The sequence below is a fragment of the Lacibacter cauensis genome, assembly GCF_007830055.1.
Lineage (GTDB): Bacteria > Bacteroidota > Bacteroidia > Chitinophagales > Chitinophagaceae > Lacibacter > Lacibacter cauensis.
On sequence record NZ_VLLE01000003.1, the window covers coordinates 428,637 to 450,711 of the forward strand.

Annotated in this window: 18 protein-coding genes; 10 read left to right on the top strand and 8 right to left on the bottom strand. The window is 42.1% G+C overall.

Translation table 11 applies throughout. The annotated features are described in order from the left end of the window. The first annotated feature begins 16 nt into the window (after positions 1 to 16). The 4 genes from IQ13_RS07110 (at position 17) to IQ13_RS07125 (ending at position 4,077) form a co-directional block, all read left to right on the top strand. Entirely contained in the window at positions 17 to 877 is an 861-nt protein-coding gene (locus tag IQ13_RS07110) for a pirin family protein (protein WP_144885418.1), read from the top strand. 57 nt (positions 878 to 934) lie between these two features. Beyond that, positions 935 to 1,492 carry an NADPH-dependent FMN reductase gene (locus tag IQ13_RS07115; RefSeq protein WP_144885420.1) on the top strand — a complete coding sequence of 186 codons (558 nt, stop codon included), beginning with the start codon at positions 935 to 937 and terminating at the stop codon, positions 1,490 to 1,492. A gap of 86 nt (positions 1,493 to 1,578) precedes the next feature. Further along, positions 1,579 to 3,426, top strand: coding sequence for an amidophosphoribosyltransferase (locus tag IQ13_RS07120; protein WP_144885422.1), 1,848 nt, complete (start codon positions 1,579 to 1,581; stop codon positions 3,424 to 3,426). 156 nt (positions 3,427 to 3,582) lie between these two features. Next, the gene (locus IQ13_RS07125; RefSeq protein ID WP_144885424.1) at positions 3,583 to 4,077 is read left to right on the top strand and encodes a SixA phosphatase family protein; all 495 of its coding nucleotides are present in this window, start codon (positions 3,583 to 3,585) and stop codon (positions 4,075 to 4,077) included. Between the two features lie 5 nt (positions 4,078 to 4,082). Here IQ13_RS07125 and IQ13_RS07130 read toward each other — a convergent pair whose 3' ends face one another. From IQ13_RS07130 to IQ13_RS07140, 3 genes are all read right to left on the bottom strand, one after another. Then, complete coding sequence (locus tag IQ13_RS07130) at positions 4,083 to 4,481, bottom strand: hypothetical protein (RefSeq protein ID WP_144885426.1); 399 nt, start codon at positions 4,479 to 4,481, stop codon at positions 4,083 to 4,085. A 116-nt stretch (positions 4,482 to 4,597) separates the two neighbouring features. Beyond that, entirely contained in the window at positions 4,598 to 5,905 is a 1,308-nt protein-coding gene (locus IQ13_RS07135; RefSeq protein WP_144885428.1) for an amidohydrolase family protein, read from the bottom strand. A gap of 11 nt (positions 5,906 to 5,916) precedes the next feature. Continuing rightward, positions 5,917 to 8,961, bottom strand: a complete 3,045-nt coding sequence (locus tag IQ13_RS07140; RefSeq protein WP_144885430.1) for an amidohydrolase family protein — start codon at positions 8,959 to 8,961, stop codon at positions 5,917 to 5,919. A 283-nt stretch (positions 8,962 to 9,244) separates the two neighbouring features. Here IQ13_RS07140 and IQ13_RS07145 point away from each other — a divergent pair, with 283 nt between their 5' ends. The 3 genes from IQ13_RS07145 (at position 9,245) to IQ13_RS07155 (ending at position 13,882) form a co-directional block, all read left to right on the top strand. Then, on the top strand, positions 9,245 to 12,673 hold the full coding sequence (locus IQ13_RS07145) for a PAS domain S-box protein (protein WP_144885432.1): 3,429 nt from the start codon (positions 9,245 to 9,247) through the stop codon (positions 12,671 to 12,673). 17 nt (positions 12,674 to 12,690) lie between these two features. Further along, positions 12,691 to 13,326 carry a response regulator transcription factor gene (locus IQ13_RS07150; protein WP_144885434.1) on the top strand — a complete coding sequence of 212 codons (636 nt, stop codon included), beginning with the start codon at positions 12,691 to 12,693 and terminating at the stop codon, positions 13,324 to 13,326. Positions 13,327 to 13,393: 67 nt separating this feature from the next. Continuing rightward, positions 13,394 to 13,882: an asparaginase domain-containing protein gene (locus IQ13_RS07155; RefSeq protein ID WP_144885435.1), complete on the top strand. Its 489-nt coding sequence runs from the start codon at positions 13,394 to 13,396 to the stop codon at positions 13,880 to 13,882. A gap of 7 nt (positions 13,883 to 13,889) precedes the next feature. Here IQ13_RS07155 and IQ13_RS07160 read toward each other — a convergent pair whose 3' ends face one another. Next, positions 13,890 to 15,497, bottom strand: coding sequence for an amidohydrolase (locus tag IQ13_RS07160; RefSeq protein ID WP_144885437.1), 1,608 nt, complete (start codon positions 15,495 to 15,497; stop codon positions 13,890 to 13,892). A gap of 95 nt (positions 15,498 to 15,592) precedes the next feature. Between IQ13_RS07160 and IQ13_RS07165 the strand changes: the two genes are divergently transcribed. Together IQ13_RS07165 and IQ13_RS07170 are read left to right on the top strand one after the other, a co-directional pair. Then, positions 15,593 to 16,282: a helix-turn-helix transcriptional regulator gene (locus IQ13_RS07165; RefSeq protein WP_144885439.1), complete on the top strand. Its 690-nt coding sequence runs from the start codon at positions 15,593 to 15,595 to the stop codon at positions 16,280 to 16,282. A gap of 81 nt (positions 16,283 to 16,363) precedes the next feature. Beyond that, complete coding sequence (locus IQ13_RS07170) at positions 16,364 to 16,864, top strand: DinB family protein (RefSeq protein WP_144885441.1); 501 nt, start codon at positions 16,364 to 16,366, stop codon at positions 16,862 to 16,864. A 56-nt stretch (positions 16,865 to 16,920) separates the two neighbouring features. Here IQ13_RS07170 and IQ13_RS07175 read toward each other — a convergent pair whose 3' ends face one another. From IQ13_RS07175 to IQ13_RS07190, 4 genes are all read right to left on the bottom strand, one after another. Then, complete coding sequence (locus tag IQ13_RS07175) at positions 16,921 to 17,481, bottom strand: 1-acyl-sn-glycerol-3-phosphate acyltransferase (RefSeq protein WP_144885443.1); 561 nt, start codon at positions 17,479 to 17,481, stop codon at positions 16,921 to 16,923. Positions 17,482 to 17,537: 56 nt separating this feature from the next. Next, entirely contained in the window at positions 17,538 to 18,257 is a 720-nt protein-coding gene (locus IQ13_RS07180; RefSeq protein ID WP_144885445.1) for a LytR/AlgR family response regulator transcription factor, read from the bottom strand. Further along, positions 18,250 to 19,410 carry a sensor histidine kinase gene (locus tag IQ13_RS07185; RefSeq protein ID WP_199758206.1) on the bottom strand — a complete coding sequence of 387 codons (1,161 nt, stop codon included), beginning with the start codon at positions 19,408 to 19,410 and terminating at the stop codon, positions 18,250 to 18,252. The genes IQ13_RS07180 and IQ13_RS07185 overlap by 8 nt, the downstream gene beginning before the upstream one ends. Positions 19,411 to 19,524: 114 nt before the next feature. Further along, positions 19,525 to 19,866 carry a hypothetical protein gene (locus tag IQ13_RS07190; RefSeq protein ID WP_144885447.1) on the bottom strand — a complete coding sequence of 114 codons (342 nt, stop codon included), beginning with the start codon at positions 19,864 to 19,866 and terminating at the stop codon, positions 19,525 to 19,527. 300 nt (positions 19,867 to 20,166) lie between these two features. Here IQ13_RS07190 and IQ13_RS07195 point away from each other — a divergent pair, with 300 nt between their 5' ends. After that, positions 20,167 to 21,993 (top strand): phosphoenolpyruvate carboxykinase (GTP), encoded by a 1,827-nt coding sequence (locus tag IQ13_RS07195; protein ID WP_144885448.1) that lies wholly within the window; start codon positions 20,167 to 20,169, stop codon positions 21,991 to 21,993. Positions 21,994 to 22,075 lie beyond the last annotated feature (82 nt).

Genomic DNA, 22,075 nt, shown 5'->3' on the forward strand with positions numbered 1-22,075 from the left:
TTTAAGAAAAACAGTTATGAAACAGATCAAGTACATCAGGAGAGCGGCTCCCCCACACATGGTAGGAGATGGGTTTAAAGTGAGAACGTTTATTTCGTCGGCGATGTGGAAAGACCTGAGCCCTTTCCTGATGCTTGATTACATTGAACCCACCAATTATTTACCAACCGATCATCCCCGTGGTGTAGATGTACATCCGCACAAAGGTTTTGAAACGGTGAGTATTTTATGGGAAGGTGCATTGGCGCATGAAGACAGCAGCGGTGGTAAGGGCAAATTATTTGCAGGCGATGTGCAGTGGATGACAGCAGGTGCCGGCATCTTACACAAAGAATTTCACGAAGAAGAGTTTAGCAAAAAAGGCGGTGTATTGCACGGTGCCCAGCTTTGGGTAAACCTTCCGGCAAAAAACAAAGCAACAGCGCCGGCCTACCAGGATATACGATCAACCAATATTCCGGAAATAACATTAACGGATGAAAAAGGCAAAATAAGAATCATTGCCGGAGAAATGAATGGCGTAAAAGGCCCTGCCAACACATTTACCCGTATTAATATTTTTGATGCACATGTGCATGCCGACGCCGCTTTTGAATTTAACGTAACAGAGGGCGATCATACTACGGTACTTGTTTTAAAAGGCACCGTACTCATCAACGATGAAAAAACGGCAAGAGAAGGTGATATGCTCCTGTTCGACAATGCTGGTGCTACCATTCACGTGCAAACAAATAATGAAACACATTTGTTATTGTTAAGTGGTGAGCCGATTAATGAGCCGGTAGCAGCGTATGGTCCTTTTGTAATGAACACGCAACAGGAAATTATTGAGGCGATTGATGATTTTAATGCCGGTAAATTCGGACATCTCAATTAGGAGAGACTATTTTTGAACTTTAATGCAACAGCGGAAAAGGAAAGGAGGAATACTATTATGAATATTGAAATTATTACAGGAAGCCCCAGAGAAAACAGCGTAACCAACCGTGTAGCCATCTTTCTCAAACAGCTTCTTGAAAAAAATACAACGCACACCGTTGACATTATTGATGTGCGGGAGTGGAACCTTCCACTTTTACAGGACGTGTTTGTATCGGTAGATGCTACTCCTGAAGAATTTAAGCCTTTAAGCAAACGGATGTTCGCAGCCAATGCGTTTATCCTTGTAACACCCGAATACAATGGTAGTTATACACCTGCCATGAAAAACCTGCTTGATCATTATCCCAAACAAACACACAAGGCGTTTGGTATTGTTACAGCAAGCCCTGGTCCTTTAGGCGGTATTCGGGCAACGCAGCAAATGCAATTGCTGATTAATGCTTTATTCGGTATAGCCAGTCCTTATATGTTAATTGTGGGTGGTGTGGATAAGAAATTTGATGAGCGCGGAAACCTTGTAGATCAATCATTTCAGAAAAATGTTGATGTTTTTATAAGGGAATTTTTATGGCTGGCCGAAAGCCTTTACCCCGAAACGGTGTTGAATTAATGCAGGAATGTTGCAACAGGTTCTTACCTTTGCGCCTTCCACAACCGTAGTTAAGAAAACGGCGGTTGATTTCTGATACAACAATCATGAGCGACGAAATAAAACACGAATGTGGCCTTGCCTTCATTCGTTTACGCAAACCCTTCTCGCATTACCAGAAACAATATGGCTCGGTGCTGTATGGCCTTAACAAGCTGTACCTCCTTATGGAAAAGCAGCACAACCGTGGACAAGACGGTGCCGGTATAGCAGCCGTTAAGCTGGATGTTGAACCGGGTTATCCTTTCCTGCACCGTTTACGCAGCAGTGCACCCCAACCAATTGCCGACTTGTTCTTTAAAGTAGGACAGGAAGTGCAGGAGCTGGAAAAATATCAACCCGATATTAAACAGCATGCTGGCTTAATGAAAGGCCATTTGCCTTTTTTAGGTGAGCTGATGTTGGGGCATCTCCGCTACGGAACACAGGGAAAGAACAACGTAGAGTTTTGTCATCCTTTTATTAAACGCAATACCAATACAGCCCGTAACCTCGCCCTCGCAGGTAACTTCAATCTTGTCAATACAGATGAACTTTTCGGATTGGTGAATATTGACCCGGGTGAGTTTCAGCGCCAGAGTGATTTGGCAGCCATGATGGAAGTGGTGCATCATTTTCTTGTAAAGGAAGATGAGATCAACCCAAACAATCCGTCGGTACTGAATGTGCTGAAAAAAGCAACGCCGTTGTTTGATGGTGGTTACACTATTGGTGGTATGACGGGTAATGGAGCCAGCTTTGTAATGCGTGATGCACATGGTATCCGTCCGGCTTATTACTATATTGATGAGGAAGTGATTGTGGCTGCAAGTGAGCGTGCAGCTATTCGTACCACCTTTAATGTGGGCGAAAACGAAGTGCTGGAATTAATGCCCGGCCAGGCGTTAATTGTTGAGTCGAACGGTCAATACCATATTGAACAGGTAATTGAACCGAAAGAAAGAAGAGCCTGCTCGTTCGAACGTATTTATTTCAGCCGTGGCAGCGATGAAAAAATTTATCGTGAGCGGATTACACTTGGTTATAAACTCAGCAAACGTATTCTTGAAAACATCAACTACGATTTAAAGAATACCATCTTCTCTTATATTCCCAATACAGCCGAAGTTGCATTTTTTGGTTTGGTAAAAGGTATGGAAGATTATCTTAACCAGATCAAAGTACAGCGTATCCTCAGCTGGGGAAATGATTTTGATGAAGAGAAGCTGAATGAGATGATTACCCGCAAGATCCGCCAGGAAAAAATTGCGATCAAGGATGTGAAGCTGCGCACGTTTATTACCGAAGACAGCAGTCGCAACGAAATGGTACAACACGTGTACGATGTTACATATGGCACCGTTCGTCGTGGAGAAGATACCTTGGTGGTAATCGACGATTCGATTGTACGTGGTACGACGCTGAAAGAAAGTATTGTACGCATGTTAGGTCGTTTGGGTCCAAAGAAAATTATTGTTGTATCAAGTGCCCCGCAAATCCGTTACCCGGATTGTTACGGTATTGATATGAGCAAGCTGGGCGACTTTGTTGCATTTCGTGCGGCCATTGAATTACTGAAGGAGCGGGGAATGGAACATGTAATTACAGAGGCTCACGATACCATTAAAGAATTGCAACGCAATAACCAGCTGCATACCGAAAACGTGGTGCGCCGTATTTATAAGCCATTTACAACAGAAGAGATCAGCGATAAAATTGCACAGTTGATTACACCTGCAGGATTTTCAATTCCTGTACAGGTAATTTACCAGAACATTGAAGACCTGCACGCCAGCTGTCCTACAAACACAGGCGATTGGTATTTTACAGGTAACTATCCTACCCCGGGTGGTAACAGGGTTTGTAACAAAGCTTTGTTGAACTTCCTCGATGGAAAAAATGTTCGTGGTTATTAAAAATACCCACGGAGTTTTTCGTCTTTGGTAAAATTTTTGTTGTACTAAAACGTCCGTCTTTAAAATCAAAATATCGAGCCGGAAAAATACTGAAGAGAGAACCATCTGGAACAACAGGTGGTTTTTTTATTGCGGTTGAATGCTTACTTTCAGAAGATGAAATCGTTGTTTCTTATTCGCCATGCAAAAAGCAGCTGGGATAGCCCTCAGCAAAACGATTTTGACCGGCCGCTGAATGCACGAGGTATAAAAGATGCTCCGGTAATGGCAAAAAAGCTGTTCGATCGGAATGTACAGATCGATGCATTTATCAGCAGTCCGGCAGTACGGGCAAAACAAACCTGCGAATTCTTCGTGGAGGCATTTGATAAAAGCAAAGCCGATATCCAATTATTGTCGCAGCTATACCTGCCGGAACCTTCTGTATTTGAAGAAACAATTAGCTCGCTGCCCGACAGCCTCGACGCCGTTGCAATTTTCTCGCACAACAATGGCATCACCGAATTTGCAAATCAATTAAGCAGTGCAAAAATTGACAACATGCCTACCTGCTGCATTTTTGCAGTTAAAATTGAAACCGACAGCTGGAGCAAATTTGCAAAAGCAAAGAAGAACTTCTGGTTTGTTGATTATCCCAAATTAATTGGTTGATACAATTACAGTTTTGTAAACTGTAATTCTTTGGTAGGATTGGCTCTGTCGTTATGAAACAATACCTGCTTGTAAGTAAGCAGCTTGTTAAACCAAAGATGACTTATTTCTGATAACTCCTGTTCGGTGCTGGTGATGTTGATAGTAAAATTATCGGCCCGTGGGTCTTCGTTCCATGTACCTGCAAAGGTTTGGGTGCCATTACTTACGTTTACAGTTTTATCGTTGTTAAAACGAAACTGCCAGCCGGAATAAAGATACGTGTAGTTATTATTGTTTTGTTTGTACAGGGAAATACGCCATACGCCATCTGTAAGAATGCTTTGCAGCGGCGGGGTATCTTGGGGTTTTCTGCAGGAGCCGAACACACCTAGTAGCAACAAAACCGGCAGAAGCTTATTCATGGTGATTTCAAGTTTGGGTAATGTGAAGATATAAACGTTTTTCTTACTGTTTAAGTACGTAATAAAAAAGGTTACCGATTTACGGTAACCTTTTTTATTAAGCTAAGTAGCTTGTATTACTTTATCCCGTACTTATACTTATAGCGCTCGTTCAGTTGTTTGTGCTTATCGTCAAGGCTTGATTGGCGGCCCTGGATAAACACCGTTGTAACAATGCTCGATTTCATATCCAGGATATCCCCTTCAGAAATAACAATATTTGCATCCTTACCTACTTCGAGGGAACCGGTAACATTGTCAATACCGAGGATTTTTGCAGCATTTAATGTAATAGCCGTAAGTGCCTGCTCTTTGGTAATACCATAGGCAGCTGCCGTACCTGCATTGAATGGAAGATTGCGTCCTCTGGTTTGTCCATCTTCATCGTTAATAGCATACAGCACACCTGCATCCTGCAGATAAGTAGCCGATTTGTAAGGAAGATCCACATCGTCATCCGTCATGGTTGGCAATGCATGGCGTTGGGCAAGTATTACAGCAATGTTATTCAGCTTCAGTAAATCTGCAATTTGCCAGCTTTCACTACCGCCAACAATCACCACATCAAAGCCAAACTCTTTTGCAAAATCAACTGCTACCAGCATTTCTTTTACAATATCGCAATGCACAAACAGCTTTTGTTTTTTCTCAAACAATGCTTTTGTTGCTTCGTATTTCAAATTTGTTTTGCTGTGTGTCGTTTCTTTCAGATAAACCTTTGCCTCACGGAAAAAGTCTTTGATGTTTTCTACTTCGGCCAATGCTTCTTTTACTCTGTCTGCACTGCTTCTTGTTTCTGCGCCACCGCCAAAACCACCAAACCGTGAAGGGCGGGGAAGTAACGACGGCATGTTGATGTGCATTTGTCCATCGGCTTTATAAATTGCATCTTCCCAGTTCCATGCATCAAGTTGCACAACAGTTGATGAACCGCTGATGGTGCCACCTTGCGGTACAACGTTGGCAAACAGGATGCCGTTGCTGCGTAAAGTGCCGATTACTTTTGAATCGGTATTATAAGCAACAATCGAACGGATGTTGGGGTTGTACAAACCGATTTCTGTATGATCGATCGTTGCACGTACACTGTTTACTTCTACCAGGCCCAGTTGCGAAGACGAAAGAATTAAACCGGGATATACATGCTTGCCTTTGGCATCAATCACTTTCCCACCGCTTGCAGGAGCAGTTTGACCTACCGCTTTAATTTTTCCGTTTTCAAACGTAATGAATCCATTGCTGATAACTGTACCATTGCCAACATGAATAGTAGCATTGGTAATGGTTATTGTTTCGGTTTGTTTACCGGCAGGATAAACTGTTTCCTGTGCAGATGCAAAAACAGCTGCCAGTAAAAGTTGTATACTTAAAATTAGTTTCTTCATTGCAGTAAGTTTTATTGGTTGCTGTTTTGATTCAGTTCATCGGCATCTACTACCAGTAAACCATGACTGTGATTATGATCGGAACAGGTGTGCATAATTTCCATGCTTGGTGCAAACGGAACTGTTGGCATACCCGAACGTTTTTCGCCAATCATCTTTGCCATTAAACGGGCACGTTCTTTGGCAATATCAACACGCAGCTGTTTGTCTTTTTCACGATCGTAATAAACAATACCATCTACAATTGTTTTTTCTGCTTTTGCATAAATGCTCAACGGATGATCGCTCCACAATACAATGTCTGCATCTTTACCCACTTTAATACTACCTACACGGTCATCAACACGCAGCATTTTTGAAGGGTTGAGTGTAACCATTTTCAACGCATCTTCTTCGCTCATACTACCATACTTTACACTCTTTGCTGCTTCATGATTCAGGTGGCGGGCCATTTCAGCATCATCTGAATTGATAGCAACATTAACACCTACTTTCTGCATAAGGTTAGCGTTGTAAGGAATAGCATCAACCACTTCCATTTTATAATTCCACCAATCGCTGAAGGTAGAAGCGTTGGCACCATGTGCTTTCATTTTATCGGCTACTTTATAACCTTCCAGAATATGTGTGAAGGTGTTTAATGTAAAACCAAATCTGTCTGCAACACGAATCATATCGGTGATCTCACTTTGTACATAAGAGTGACAAGTGATAAAACGTTTTTTGTTGAGAATTTCTACCAATGCATCTAACTCCAGATCACGACGTGGGGCTGTTGCTTTTGGATTTTTCTTTTTCTCTTCATCAAACTTTTTCCATGCAGCTTCATAATCTCTTGCACGTGTAAATGCATCTATCAATACCTGGCTTACGCCCATACGGGTATCGGGGAAACGGTTGTTTTGTTGAGATGAAGTACGTTTTACGTTTTCGCCCAATGCAAACTTGATGTAGCCCGGCCAGTTCTGGAATTTCAAACCCTCATCATTGGCACCCCAACGGAGTTTAATGAGTTGTGTTTGTCCGCCAATGGTATTAGCAGAACCATGCAGAATATGTGAGGATGTAACACCACCGCTTAACTGGCGATAGATATTAATATCATCCGGGTTTAAGTTATCGGCAATACGTACTTCCGATGTAACACTTTGCCCGCCTTCGTTAATAGAAGCTGCAGCAATATGCGAGTGCTCATCAATAATACCGGCAGTAACATGCTTGCCTGAACCATCAATTACTTTTGCACCTGCATCGCTGAGGTTTTTACCAATAGCAGTAATCTTACCATTCTTAATCAGTACATCGGTATTTTGTAAAATGCCTTCTTTTTCATTGGTCCAAACGGTAGCATTTTTAATAAGAATAGTTTCCTGCTTTGGCATTTCGGTATATCCATATCCATTAAACGGATAAGTTACGGATCCGATTTTCACCGGTGCTTTGCTACGGGTGCTGTCAGCTTTCACCATTGTTTCTTTGCTGTAAACAGCGGTCCATGTAAAACGATTTCCGTTTACATCATCGCCCACACCACTCCAGAGATTGTCGTTTGCAATACCGCTTAAACGAATATTGTTACGGCTGCCTTTTGCTTCGGGGAAGTTGAGGCGAACCTGTTTGCCATCAAATGTAAAACGTCCGGTGAGTGTATCTTTTCCAATAACCGTTGCTGTCGTGCTGTTCTTTACATCAAGTGTAAATGTTTTAGCACCGCCGGGTGTATTTACAGTTAAGTTGTAAACACCTTTTACATCGTTCCACAACTCATCTTTTACACTGTATTTTTCGCCTTGTACCCAGTTTTGATAAATGGTTGTTTTTTCTGAAAAGATCGGACCGGATGTAATGAGGAAGTTCGCCAGTTTACCTGCATCGAGACTGCCCACCACATCGTACACACCAAGTAAAGTAGCCGGTACTTTGGTTAAAGCTTCCATTGCTTTACTCTCACTTAAACCATACTCCATTGCTTTGCGCAGGTTGGTGAGGAACTGGCGTGGATCACGCAAATCGGATGTAGTAAGTACAAAGTTGATACCTGCTTTTTCAAACATGGCTGCATTAGCCGGAGCCATTTCCCAATGCTTCATATCGGTGAGCGAAACAAAACGTGCATCATGCGGATCTTCAATATCCATTGCTGCAGGATAATTCAACGGCAGAATAAACGTGGCCTTTGTGCCGGCCATATCGGTTATACGTTGGTACTCGTTACCGCCTGCTTTCATTATAAACTGCACACCAAATTCATCGCCTATCTTATCGGCACGTACTACAGCCCATTTATCGTTTGCTTCAAAAATCTGGGGCAGATTTTGTTGTTCGTTCCAATATTTCAACGTCAGGTTTACACCTTCTGCCAACGGATTATTTTTATACCATTGTGCATCGAGGTAAGTTTGGCGCAGCAATGAAATACTACCCATAATTGAACTTGGGTACGATTGCATAGATGTGCCTTTGCTGAACGAATAATGCGCAGCAGCTTTTTCTTTAATGATTGTTTTATTTTCTTTTGTATCAGCCAGTGTAACAAACACACCTGTACCACGTGCAATACCATCACGCTGGTGCGCAAGTGCAGCACCAAAGCCACTTTCTCTTAATGCTTTTGCCTTTACATTATCGGCAGTAAAAATCTGTACACCCTGTACATCGGTACGGATGGCCTGGTTCCAGCCATAAGCACCTTTTTGATTGGATGCAAGCTGTGCCGGTGCATTAAAGTTGAAGCCGCCTTGTGTACGCTGGGCAACAGGCATACCGTAATCGGCATACAAATCAATAAACGATGGATAGATGAATTTGCCTTTGCAATCAATCACCATTGCATCAGCAGGGATGCTGATTGCTGTACCAATTGCAGTGATTTTTCCATCACGGATAATCATGCTGGCGTTACTGATGCTTGTAGCGGCATCTTTTACAATTGTTGCATTGGTAAATGCATAGCAGCTTGCCTTAGGTTCGGCTACGCCGTTTACAGGAAATGTTTCCTGTGCCCTGGTTGTTATTGTAAGGAATAACAGCCAGGCAAAGAGGACCAATTTTCTCATGCTGTGGTTTAATTTAAGAACCGGTAAGGTAGGTTAAAAGACCAAACAGAAACAAAAGTTTGGATGAATGGAGGTTTTTAATGTTAATCATGTAGCAACACTAAGTAACTACCTTAAAGTAGTATTGGTCACTTCGTTTTTTTACGTTTATTTACAACAGATTCTATACTGTTGTAACCGCAGATATTAGTATTTATACGAAATTGTTACTGCAAGTGAATGAGGCTTTGTACTACAATTTCGGTAAGTGTTTTAGTTTACTTTTGATGTGTATCCAATATTAATGAACAGCGCAGAACTCATACCCGATATCTTCCAGAACAGCCGTCAATTATACTACGTATTGATTGGAATGGATGGCTATTACTGCGCTGCAAATGATTATTTCCTCGAACGTTTTACAACACCCGATACTGTTCTTGTTAAACTACATTCTTTTGAAAGTGTACACCCGGCTGATCATACATTGACCGCAGCAGTTGTAGAACAATGCATACAACAACCCGGACGTAGTTTTCCTATTGAAGTACGTAAACCTTCTGCACTAGGTAATTACATTTATACAAAATGGGAGTTTACCTATATAAAAGCTGTTGATGGAGTTGCATACATCCAATGTATTGGTTTCGACAGTACCGAAAATGCCAATAAAACCAGGCAGCTGGCAGAGGCAAATGTATTAATTGATACAAAGCAGGAAATGCTTGTGCAGATGCTCAGCAACAGTGTAGATGTGTTTATACTTGTTGATGCAGAAAATACAGTAACCTATTGCTCTGCGAATATTGAACAGGTATTGGGTTATAACGAAAAAGAATTGCTTGGCACTAACGGTTTTGCACTTGTTCATCCCGAAGATTTGATGACGGCCAAAACTGTTTTCGAAGCAGAGCTGCTTAATCCGGGCAAGAATGCTGCAGTTGATATACGGTTTAAGCATAAAAATAACAGCTGGCTGTGGGCAGAAGTAAAGGGCAAGAATCTCTTTAGTAATCCCCACATCAATGCAATGCTGATTAACCTTAACGATATCAGCGTAAGAAAGCAGGCTGAAGAAGAAGTAAAGCGTAATGAAGAACGCTACAAAGCATTTTTCAACAACCTGTCTTTGCCGTTGTTTGTTGTAAGCAAAGATCACACTCAAATACTCGATGTCAATAAAAAGGCAATCGACTGCTATGGTTATTCAGAGGCCGAGTTTAAAAACATCAATATCCGGGATCTGTTTGTACACGAAGTAACCTGCGAACAACTAAACGATATTTATCAGAGCAACAAAGTGGTAGAGCACCGTACAAAAGTGGGCGGACAGATTTTAGTACGTATTTCCCGTCACGAAGTAGCGTTTGCTTCTACCAATGGTTATCTGCTGCAGGTAACAGATGTTACAGAAACCTATCGCACTCAACAGGAAAACGAGTTGGGCTTCGAAATTTCAGATACGTTAATACAGCCACGTGCTTTAAAAGAAAATCTGCAACTGGCATTGCAAAAGCTGCGCAGGTTTACCAACTGGGATTTGTGCGAGTTTTGGCTGCCAAGTTTCGATGGGCTTTACCTTAAAAGTGAAGTGGTGGATGTTGATGAAAGTCTGGATAAAACTGCATTGGAAGAATATTTTGCTGCTACAAAACAACTTGTTTTTCCTGCAGCCGATTATTTCGATAGTGATCAAATCAACACAGTTCGTTCGAGCTGGATTGAAGATATTACAAAAGCAAAGCTGCAATTTAAACGGCTGGAGCAGATGCAGAACTGCGGTTTACGAACAGCCTTAATGATTCCTGTTGTAGCCGACAATAAAGTTGTTTGCTGCCTGGCTTTAATGAGCCGTACTCCTAAAAAGTATAACCGCCATGAGCTAAACCTCATCAGTACGATGGCTAATTTATTTGCTGCCGAAGTTTCGAAGCAAATGAACAGCACCATGCTCAACAATTTCTTCCTCATCAGCAGAGATATTTTAACCATTGCTGGTTTAGACGGCCGCTACATTCGGGTAAATCCTGCATTTATCGAGTTCAGCGGGTATACTGCTGAAGAAGCGAAATCCATTCATCCGTTGAGCTATGTACACGATTTTGACAAGCCGGCAGTTTACAAGAAGCTACTTGAATTAAGTGAGGGTAAGCGGGTAGATTATTTTGAAAACAGAATTATTACTAAGCACGGCACTACCAAATGGATTGCATGGACAGCAACACCACTCATTGATGAAGGAATCATCATTGCTTCGCACAGAGATATTACAACGCAAAAAGAAATGCTGGAAGCATTGGCGGTAAGTAACGAACGGTACGAATATGTAAAGCGGGCAACCAACGAGGCCATTTGGGATTTTGATATTAAGAAAAATGTGATTCTTCGCAGCGAAGGTTTCAAACAACTTTTTGGGTACGATCCGAATGCCGAAAATACAAGTCTCGATTTTTGGGAATCCAAACTTCATCCGGAAGACCGGGAACGGACCAAACAGCAACTGCAAAGTTTTTTAAGTCAATCGGTAACAAACCAGTGGCAATGCGAATACCGCTTTTTGAAGAGTGATGATACTTACGCTTACGTAAGCGATAAAGGGTTTAAAATTCACGATGGTGATGGGTTGCCCATACGGTTTGTGGGTGCAATGCAGGACATATCGGAACAAAAATTATTTGCTGAAAAATTACGTCTCAGTAACGAACGCTACAAGTTAGTAGCCAATGCCACAAGAGAAGCCATTTGGGATCTTGACTTTGAAACGCAAGATATTACCTGGAGTGATGGTTACCGTGTACTGTTTGGCCATGGATTTGAAGATGAGGAAGCCGGAAATGATTTTTGGGCAACAAATATACACCCGGACGACAAGGCAAATGTTGTTGAAAGTTTTAATAAATTTTTGACCGAACGGAGTACTCACTTCTGGGAATGTGAGTACAGATTCAGAAAAAAAGACGGATCGTTTTCTTTTGTCTCAGATAAGTGCTACCTTATATACAATAATGAAGGTAAGCCGATTCGTGTGGTAGGCGCAATGCAGGATATAACACGTCAAAAGAATCTTGAAAAAGAAATTATTGAAAAAGAAAAGAGCCGTCAGAATCAGATTGCGCAGGCCGTAGTATTTGCACAGGAAAAGGAACGTGCCGAAATAGGGAAAGAGTTACACGATAATATTGGTCAGTTACTGACCACTACGAAACTCTATCTTGAAATGCTGAAGAATAACCAGGAAAACCCAACTGCTCTGATCGATAGAAGTACGAATCATATCAACTCGGTTATTAATGAAGTGCGCAGTCTTTCCCGCTCACTTGTGCCACATAGCTTGAAAGACCTGGGACTGATTGCATCGATAAGCGATTTGGTTGACAGTTTCAGGTTATTGGGAACGCTTGAAATTGAGTTTTCCGTTGCAGACGAAATTGAAGAGATTATTGATAATACATTGCAGCTTACGATTTACCGCATCATTCAGGAAAAGCTGAACAATGTTGTACGGCATGCAGAAGCAAGGAATGTTTGCATTAAACTTTCCGTCTCAGACAATAAAGTGTTACTCTATGTTGAAGATGATGGGAAAGGGTTCGATTTACGGACTATTCGAAAAGGGCAAGGTATTATGAATATAAAAAGCAGAGCAGAATTACATGCGGGAACGGCAGAGATTGCTACGAATCCCGGACAAGGATGCAAATTATCCGTGCTTATTCCAATAAATAAAAACTAAACAAAAACTACATTACCATGGAAAAGATTACTGTTTTAATTGCCGATGATCATAAGCTGATTAGAGAAACATGGACTTTCATTTTAAACAGCGATCCACGTTTTACAGTTGTTGCACAATGCAGTAATGGAGAAGAAGCGATTGCACTGGCGCAAAAATTACGTCCAAAAATTGCAATGCTCGATATTAACATGGCTCCTGTAAACGGTATTGAAGCTACTGAGCAGATCCGTAAGTTTTCTCCAACAACAAAAATTATTGGAGTATCCATGCATTCGCAACCGGCTTATGTTAAAAAGCTGCTGAAGCTTGGTGCAATGGGCTATGTAACCAAAAACTCACCACAGCAGGAAATGTTTGATGCAATTGTTGCAGTAAGCGAAGGCAAACGCTATATCTGCGCAGAAGTAAAAACAATTTTAAGCGAACAGATATTCGAAGAAGAAAGCACCGGTGCCAATACGTTATCGGCACGTGAGCTGGATGTCATCAAGTACATCAAGCAGGGCCTTTCATCGAAAGAAATTTCTGCTGAGCTCAACATTTCGTTGAAAACGGTGGAGGTACACAGGCACAACATTCTCAAGAAGCTCAACTTAAAGAACAGTGCGGCGTTGGTAAACTATATCAACTCATCAGGCCTGGTAATTTAATTCTCGGCCTCTTCGGTATTACCGTTGGATTGTTTTTCTTTGCAGTAAATCTGTAAAAAAGCATTTCATGGCAATCCGCATATTTATTACGGGCGGTACATTCGATAAGGAGTACAACGAAATAACCGGTCAGCTTTATTTTAACGATACACATATGCACGACCTGCTCGATATGGGCAGGTGTCGTGTGCCTGTTGAAATACGTACGTTAATGATGATCGACAGTCTTGAAATGACGAATGAAGACCGGGATCTTATTGTTCACCAGTGTGCCAATGCCGATGAAGACCGGATTGTGATTACCCACGGTACCGATACCATGAGCGAAACTGCCCGCATTATTGCACAAAAAATCAGCAATAAAACCATTGTACTCACCGGCGCCATGATTCCCATTAAGTTCGGTAGCAGCGATGGGCTTTTTAATCTTGGCAGCGCCATTGCCTTTGCACAAACACTTCCTCCCGGCGTTTACGTAGCGATGAATGGCCGCTACTTCCATGCCGATAATGTGCGGAAGAACAAACAAACCGGCATGTTTGAAGAAGTAAAGTAAAGCAGCTTTATTTCTTTTCTTCCAATGTTGGGTAGGTAATGCCTAATTGCTCCAGGTAAGTATTGTATTTTGATGGGTCGTAGTAAAACTGTTTCAGCTTTGGCCTGTACTGTTGCATGATTTCGGTATTCAGAAATACAGCAGGCTTTGTATCTGCATCTACAAACGGTTTATACTTCACTTCTTTTGTTTGTAAATTGTTATGATAAGTCCATGCATCGGCAATAATCTTCGGATTGGTAAGCATATCAATTAACGTTGCAGCTACTGCTTTACTTCCTGCAACAACTCCTTTATGTGCAATCGGCGTAGCCATTGCAATACCATCTACCCAGCTATGCCCCGGTGTGCCGGGTATATTGCCGGGAAAACGTAACACAACTGTTGGTACATTCCAGGCAATGTCTGCAATATCATCACTGCCACCGCCCATTGAAAATTGTACAGGCCCGTTAAGTGTATCAAGTTTCACAGCCAAACCATCAATCGCATTACCACGCATATCCTTCTTTGGAGCACCACTTATTTTCTGTACTGCTCTTGCAAGTGCCTGGTCCTCGTTACTCCAGGTGGGTAAGCCAACAGTCTGTATGTTTTTATACATCGCTTCAGCAATGGCTTTATTGAAATGGCCTGGCCATGCAGTACCCAGCAAGCGATACTTCACTGTTGTATTGGTCATCATTGCTGCACCATTGGCAATGCGGATACCATCATCGTACATAGCTTTAATATCTTCGTACGTACGCTCTCGAAAATAATACCAAACGGCAGCTTTAGACGGCACAACATTTGGCTGATCACCTCCATCGGTTACCACATAGTGCGATCGTTGCGTGGGTTTTAAATGTTCCCGTTTATAATTCCATCCAATGTTCATTAACTCTACTGCATCCAATGCGCTCTTTGCACGCCAGGGAGCACCTGCTGCATGTGCGGCACTTCCTTCAAACATAAATTCAACTGAAACAAGACCGTTATTACCGGCATCGCCCCAGCTTACACCTAAGTTGTTACCCACGTGTGTAAAAATGCAGGCATCTACATTTTTAAAATAACCATCCCGTATATACCAGGCTTTACTTCCTACCAACTCTTCAGCAACTCCCGGCCATATCATCAGTGTACCCGGTAGTTTTTCACGCTCCATAATTTTCTTTACTTCAATGGCGGAAAGTATAAGTAAGGGCAAACCGGAATTATGTCCTTCGCCATGGCCCGGCGCATCTTCAACAATGGGTGCTTTAAATGCAACACCCGGTTTTTGCGAAGCTTTGGGTATACAATCCACATCGCTGCCTAAGGCAATAAATGGTTTGCCGTTACCCCATGTTGCTGTCCATGCAGTTGGTATGCCTGCAATACCACGTTGAATGGTAAATCCGTTTTCTTCCAGAATTTTTGTGAGGTAAGCGGCTGTTTCTGTTTCGTGAAAACCAAGTTCCGAAAAACTGAACACCATATCAACCATTACCTGTGCATCTTTTGCACGGCCATCAATGGCTTTGATTACTTCTTTTTTCCAGGCTTCTGCTTTAGGATTGGCAACAGATTTTGTTTGTGCATTTGTGTGCATCCATACAAACAGAAGGAATGCGGTTGAAAAGAATCTCATGCTGTTAGAGTTTTTGGTTGAAGGAAGTTAACACAAAATCAGCGCTTTTTACTTGGAATGGGAATTGCTACATTTGAATGAATCTATTTTTTATTATGAACCGTGTTGACCGCCTGTTGGGCATTATTACAACTTTGCAAACGAAAAAGTTTGTAACTGCCGAAAAAATTGCTGCCAAGTATAACATCAGTGTACGTACGGTTTACAGAGATATGAAGGCCATCGCCGAACAGGGAATACCTGTAAGTTTTGAGCAACACCGTGGCTATTTTTTAGTAGATGGGTTTTTTCTGCCACCGGTAAGTTTTACCAGTGAGGAAGCAAATGCGTTATTGTTAATGCAGACAGTTGTAGAACGCTTTGCCGATAAATCCATTCTTACACATTATACGGCAGCACTCGACAAAGTAAAAGCGGTGATGCGGCCTTCGCAAAAAGAAAAGCTGGAGCGCCTGCATCAGCAAACAAAATTCCAAACGATGTATCCGGGCTATACCGATTTTGAACACCTCTCTGTTTTGCAAACAGCCATCTCTTCCAAAACAAAACTGCTGCTCGATTATAAAAACAATAACAACGAAGTAAGTAAACGGGAAGTAGAGCCTATTGGTTTAATCTTTTATGCTTACAACTGGCATTTGGCTGCCTGGTGCCATGTACGAAACGACTACCGTGATTTCAGGGTTTCACGCATACTGAAAGTAAAAGATACCGGCATTACATTTTCCAAAAGCAACCATATTGATATTAACGACTACATGAAGCAGCTGCCGGTGAATTATTAATTTTTTTGCAGACGCAAAAAGTACACTGCCATAGGGTTGTCAGTGGCCGGTTGTTTCTTTGAATTCTAAAAACAATCAGCTATGAATCTTACACAATTGCTCGTTAAAGAAATGGAGCAGGAAATTGCTACCACACGTAAAATGCTTGCATTAGTTCCCGACGATAAGTTCGACTGGAAGCCACATGAAAAAAGTATGCCTATGAAAAACCTGGCCATTCATATTGCAGAAATACCCGGCTGGCCCGAACATATTCTGGAGCATGAAGTACTCGACTTTGCAGCACAGCCGTACACGCCATCTCCTGTAAGCAATAACAAAGAGTTACTGGACTTGCTTGAAAAATCGTACAGCAAAGGAAAATCTCTACTTGAAAAAACGGATGATGATACGCTGGTAAACAAACATTGGAAAATGTGTATGGGCGACACCGTGCTGGCTGATCTGACGAAGTATGAAGCACTCCGTCATTCGTTTGCACAAACCACACACCACCGTGCACAGTTGGGTGTTTACCTGCGGTTGCTCAACATTCCTATTCCCGGTAGTTACGGCCCAAGTGCCGACGATCAAAATTTTTAAAGGTTGATCGATGATTTAGCAAGTGCTGTGCCGTAGTAAATAGGGCATAGCACTTTTTAGTGCAGCAGGTGTTGTATACCCATTTCTTTGTGCTTGCCTTCAACAGCTGCAAAAAAGCAAAGGATCTGTTTAAAGTCGTTGGTTTCATCGGCCGAAGGATAAATGAGTGGCCCCATAATTACTTCCCGTTTTGTAAAATCGAAACCAACTAACTGAATGGGTACATTGGCTTCTTTGGCAATGTAATAAAAACCTGTACGGAGTTTATCTACTTTCTTTCTTGTTCCTTCCGGGCTCATAGCAATACGGAAAACATCGTGTTGCGCAAACTTATCTGCAACCTGTTTCACCAATCCCTGCGATGAAGAACGATCGACCGGTGTACCGCCAATGGCACGAAAGAACCAGCCAAACGGCCCGTCGAATAATTCTTTTTTACCAAGAAAGTAAGCATGCTTTATCGGAATAAGATAGCGTGCAGCTAAACCCACAACAATATCCCATGCACTGGTGTGCGGTGCAACAGCCAATACCATTTTAGGAACATCGTTCGGGAAAGTACCGGTAACTTTCCAGCCCCGCAGTTTAAACCAAAGTGAAGTAATCCATCCTACCATACGCTGTAATTAGGTAGAAAAGGTAGGATGAAAATTGCAGGATGCAAAAACCAAACTCAGCTTAAAAGTTTTAAAACATGGCTGCGGTAAATTTTGCCGATAGGAATTTCTGTTTTCCCAATCTGTATCAACTCACTTGTGTACGACTTTATTTTTTGTAAGGAAACAATAAACGAACGATGCGAACGGATGAATTGATTTTCCGGCAGCATGGCTTCTACCGAACTGATGGATTGTTTGGTAATAATTGTTTCCTGTGTGGTTACAACTTTTACATAATCTTTCATGCTTTCGATGTAGAGGATATCGGCAAGTACTACTTTAATCATTTTTCTGTCGGCTCGGAAATAAACAAAGGCATCTGTTTTTTCCTGGTCAGGAATTGTTTTTTCAACAGCTGTTTTCAAACTGCTGTACTGGTACGCTTTGTTGACAGCTTTTAAAAAACGATCGAAGCGAATTGGTTTTAACAGGTAATCAACCACATCCAGTTCGTAGCCATCTAATGCATATTCTGCATGGGCAGTAGTAAAAATTACTTTGGGCGGATGTGGTAATGTTTTTAAAAAATCCGTACCCGATAATTGTGGCATGCGAATGTCGAGGAAAATAAGATCGGCTTGCTGTTGCTGTAAAAAGCTAATCGCCTGTATAGCATTACCACATTCACCTTCCAATTGCAGCATAGGTGTATCGGCAATGTATTGCTTAATAATTTCACGGGCAGGCGGCTCATCGTCTACAACCAGGCAGCGTATTTTTTGTGCATCAGGCATGCGTAAGTGTTTTTTCTTTTACGATAACAGGTTGCGTGGCAGGTATCAGCTCCAGCTTTATTTTCAGGTTCACAATAAACACATCAGGTTCATTCATAATTTGCAAGTCGTGTTCGCCCGGGTACAGCAAACGCAAACGTTCTTTTACATTTTGCAAACCAATACCCGATTGGTGTGCAACAGGTTGTTCTGCTTTTCCGTTAAGCAGTTTCATATACAAGGTATCGTTGCTGATGTGTAGCTGAAGACTTACCCACGGATTTTCGAGCATTGTGCTTGTTCCATGTTTAAAACAGTTTTCTACAAAAGGCAGCAGCAGCAGCGGAGCAATGGTATACTGCTCAGCATTAGAAGGATAGCTGACTGTAACTTCCAGTTTATTACCATAACGCAACTGCTCTAGTTCAATATAATCACGCAGCAGTTTTAATTCTTTACTTAAGGGTACCCGTTGCTGGTCGCCTTCGTATAAAATGTAACGCAGTATATCCGATAACTCCATCAGCATTTTCGATGCTGCAGGCGAGCTGTTATGGGTATAAGAATAAATATTGTTGAGCGTGTTGAATAAAAAGTGGGGATGTATTTGCGCCTTCAGCACTTTCAGCTGGGCTTCCATATTTTCTTTTTGCAGAATAAGGTTGCGTTGTTCTTTTACATACCAATGCTTCATAAGTTTAATGGCTGCCGAAATGCCACCAATGGTAATGGCTCCACGAAATCCTGCCATTAAACCAAGGAAGATAGTGAGCCCTTTTCCGTCGTCTCGCAAAGCAGAAATATAATCCCTGCTCATAAAATAAAGGCGGGTACTTTCAATAAGCGTAACAGATAAAAAAGAGGAGATCAGTGCCGAAAGAAAAAACAGGAAAAGCACCCATACAATGGTTGCAAAATATTTTTGTTTTAACAGGTAACGGGGAATAACAAAGTATATGAGCATGTACGACAGAAACATGTGCGGAATCAGGTAAATCAATGATTCCACAAACGACGATTGGAGCCGGGGCCAGTAAAGAAACCCTCTGCGAACGGCAACAAACGAGTAAAGAAACCCCTGGAATACCATCCAGAACAGCCAGTAACTTGCATGGCGGGCAAGCTGGTAACGTCTGCTGTCGGAAAATAAAAAGGGATATTTCTCAATCATCATTCTTTAAAGTTACAGTGCTTCGTAAAGATTTGAAAGCTTTACGAAGCATGTATAGACAAACGATTTAATTCTGTCGACAAACGGCCTTTGCCGATGACAGGCAGCTGCAACTCTTTATTTTTTTCTGAAATAGGCAGCAACCACACGGTTTTCGTTGGCAGCAAGAGTTCCCTGTTCGGATGCGGTAAGTGCTTCTTTCAACGCTTTGTTAAGTTTTCGTTGAACTTTTGTACGTTCAATATGGAGTACGAATCCGTTTACCTGCTCTGCATACACTACCTGGTGCAGGTGATTGTAAAAGACTACCCGTGCCTGTTTAGGTTGCTGAACACTGGTTTCAATAACCCAGTAACCTTCGTCTTTTGCAAGTGGTTGTAGCTGATGTTGTGCAGATGCAGTGAAGCCGGCAATAATGATAATGGCTGTAAGCGTAAGCTGTTTAAAATACTGTAGCATGATGATAAGATTTAATAGTTAAGAACATAAAACTAATTCCTGCAATTGCTGTACAAACCATAAAGCGATGAGCACAGTTGCTTTGATAACAGAAGGAGTTTCTTTATCGATAAACAACGAATTGCTTGTTGGTCGATACAAACAAAACGTTTATCTACTAACGAAAAGTTAGCGTGCAAGTAAAATGCTGATACAGATTGGACAGCACACTTATATTCATCATTCGCTAAAAAACAGTTTACAGCTTACTTGCATATGAAGAAAAGGATATTATGTTTGTCTAACTAAAACTAAAACAAGATGATTGCCCCCGACAAAACCGAATTGAAAGAGTGGGTCCTTAAAATGCAGGATCATTTTCAGCCCGAAAACGTACACTGGTGCACCGGTTCACAGGAAGAATACGATGCATTGTGCCAGCAACTGGTAGACAAGGGTACATTTATTAAACTCAACCCCGAAAAACGCCCTAACAGTTATGCTTGCTTCAGCGATCCCAGCGATGTAGCCCGTGTAGAAGATCGTACCTATATCTGCAGCCGCAGAAAAGAAGATGCCGGCCCTACCAACAACTGGATGGAGCCGAACCAGATGAAAACCTTACTGGAAGGTTTAACCAAAGGAAGTATGAAGGGAAGAACCATGTATGTAATTCCCTTTTGCATGGGCCCGGTTGGCTCATCCCTCTCTCGTTACGGGGTACAGCTTACCGATAGTGAATACGTTGTCATCAACATGCGTATTATGACACGCATGGGCGACCAGGTAATGCCTTTCATCGACGATTCGTTTGTAAAATGCGTGCACACATTGGGTGCGCCTTTACACGAAGGACAGCTGGATGTAAAATGGCCTTGTAACCCGCACGAAAAATACATTACACATTTCCCTGAAGAGCGGTTGATCATTTCTTACGGCAGCGGTTATGGTGGTAATGCCTTGCTGGGTAAAAAATGTTTTGCATTGCGTATTGCCAGTGTCATGGGACGTGATGAAGGATGGCTTGCAGAACACATGCTGATACTTGGTGTAGAATCGCCCGAAAGAGAGAAGAGTTATATCGCTGCTGCTTTCCCCAGCGCATGCGGCAAAACCAACTTTGCCATGATGATTCCGCCGGAAGGTTTAAATGGATGGAAAGTAACAACCGTTGGCGATGATATTGCATGGATTCATAAAGGACAGGATGGCCGTTTGTATGCGATTAATCCTGAAGCCGGTTACTTTGGTGTAGCACCGGGTACCAACCGCAAAACAAATCCCAATGCAATGGACAGCATACGGGCCAACACCATTTTTACCAACGTGGGTATTACACCTGATGGTGATGTTTGGTGGGAAGGCATGAGCAAAGAAGCACCCGAAGGTTTGATTGACTGGACAGGAAACTTGTACGATAAAGCAAGTGGTAAACCTGCGGCTCACCCCAATGCACGCTTTACAGCGCCTGCTTACCAGAATCCTGTAATTGATGCCGATTGGGATAATCCCGAAGGTGTGCCGATTACCGCATTTGTATTTGGTGGAAGAAGAAGCTCTGCTGTACCATTAGTTTATCAATCGTTCAACTGGAACTTTGGTGTATACCTTGCTGCAACAATGGGCAGCGAAATGACAGCTGCTGCATTTGGTGAGTTAGGCAAAGTGCGTCGTGATCCGTTTGCCATGTTGCCGTTCCTTGGTTACCACCTCGGCGATTATTTCAACCACTGGTTACAGTTTGGTCGTGATCTGCCCAATGCACCACGCATTTTCGGTGTTAACTGGTTCCGCAAAAATGAAAAAGGCGAATTTGCATGGCCCGGCTTTGGAGAAAACATGCGTGTACTCAAATGGATTGTACAACGCAGCAAAGGCGAAGCAAGTGCTGTTGAATGTCCGATCGGTTGGAGACCACGCTACCGTGATCTGGACTGGACAGGTATGGATGAATTATGCAAAGACGATTTCAACAATATTATGCATGTAGACCGTGAGCTGTGGAAGAAAGAATTACTGGGTCATGAAGAGTTGTTTGAAAAAGCATATGACCGTTTACCCAAAGAATTTTTCTTTATGCGTGAACTCTTGCTGAGTGCATTGTGGCGTAGCCCCGATGATGTAAAACTAGCTCCCGAACATCATTAATATTTGTTTTGATTGGTGATGAATAAAAAGAGCCACTGTTGCGTAGTGGCTCTTTTTTTATGCACGTTAAAAGTTGTAAATG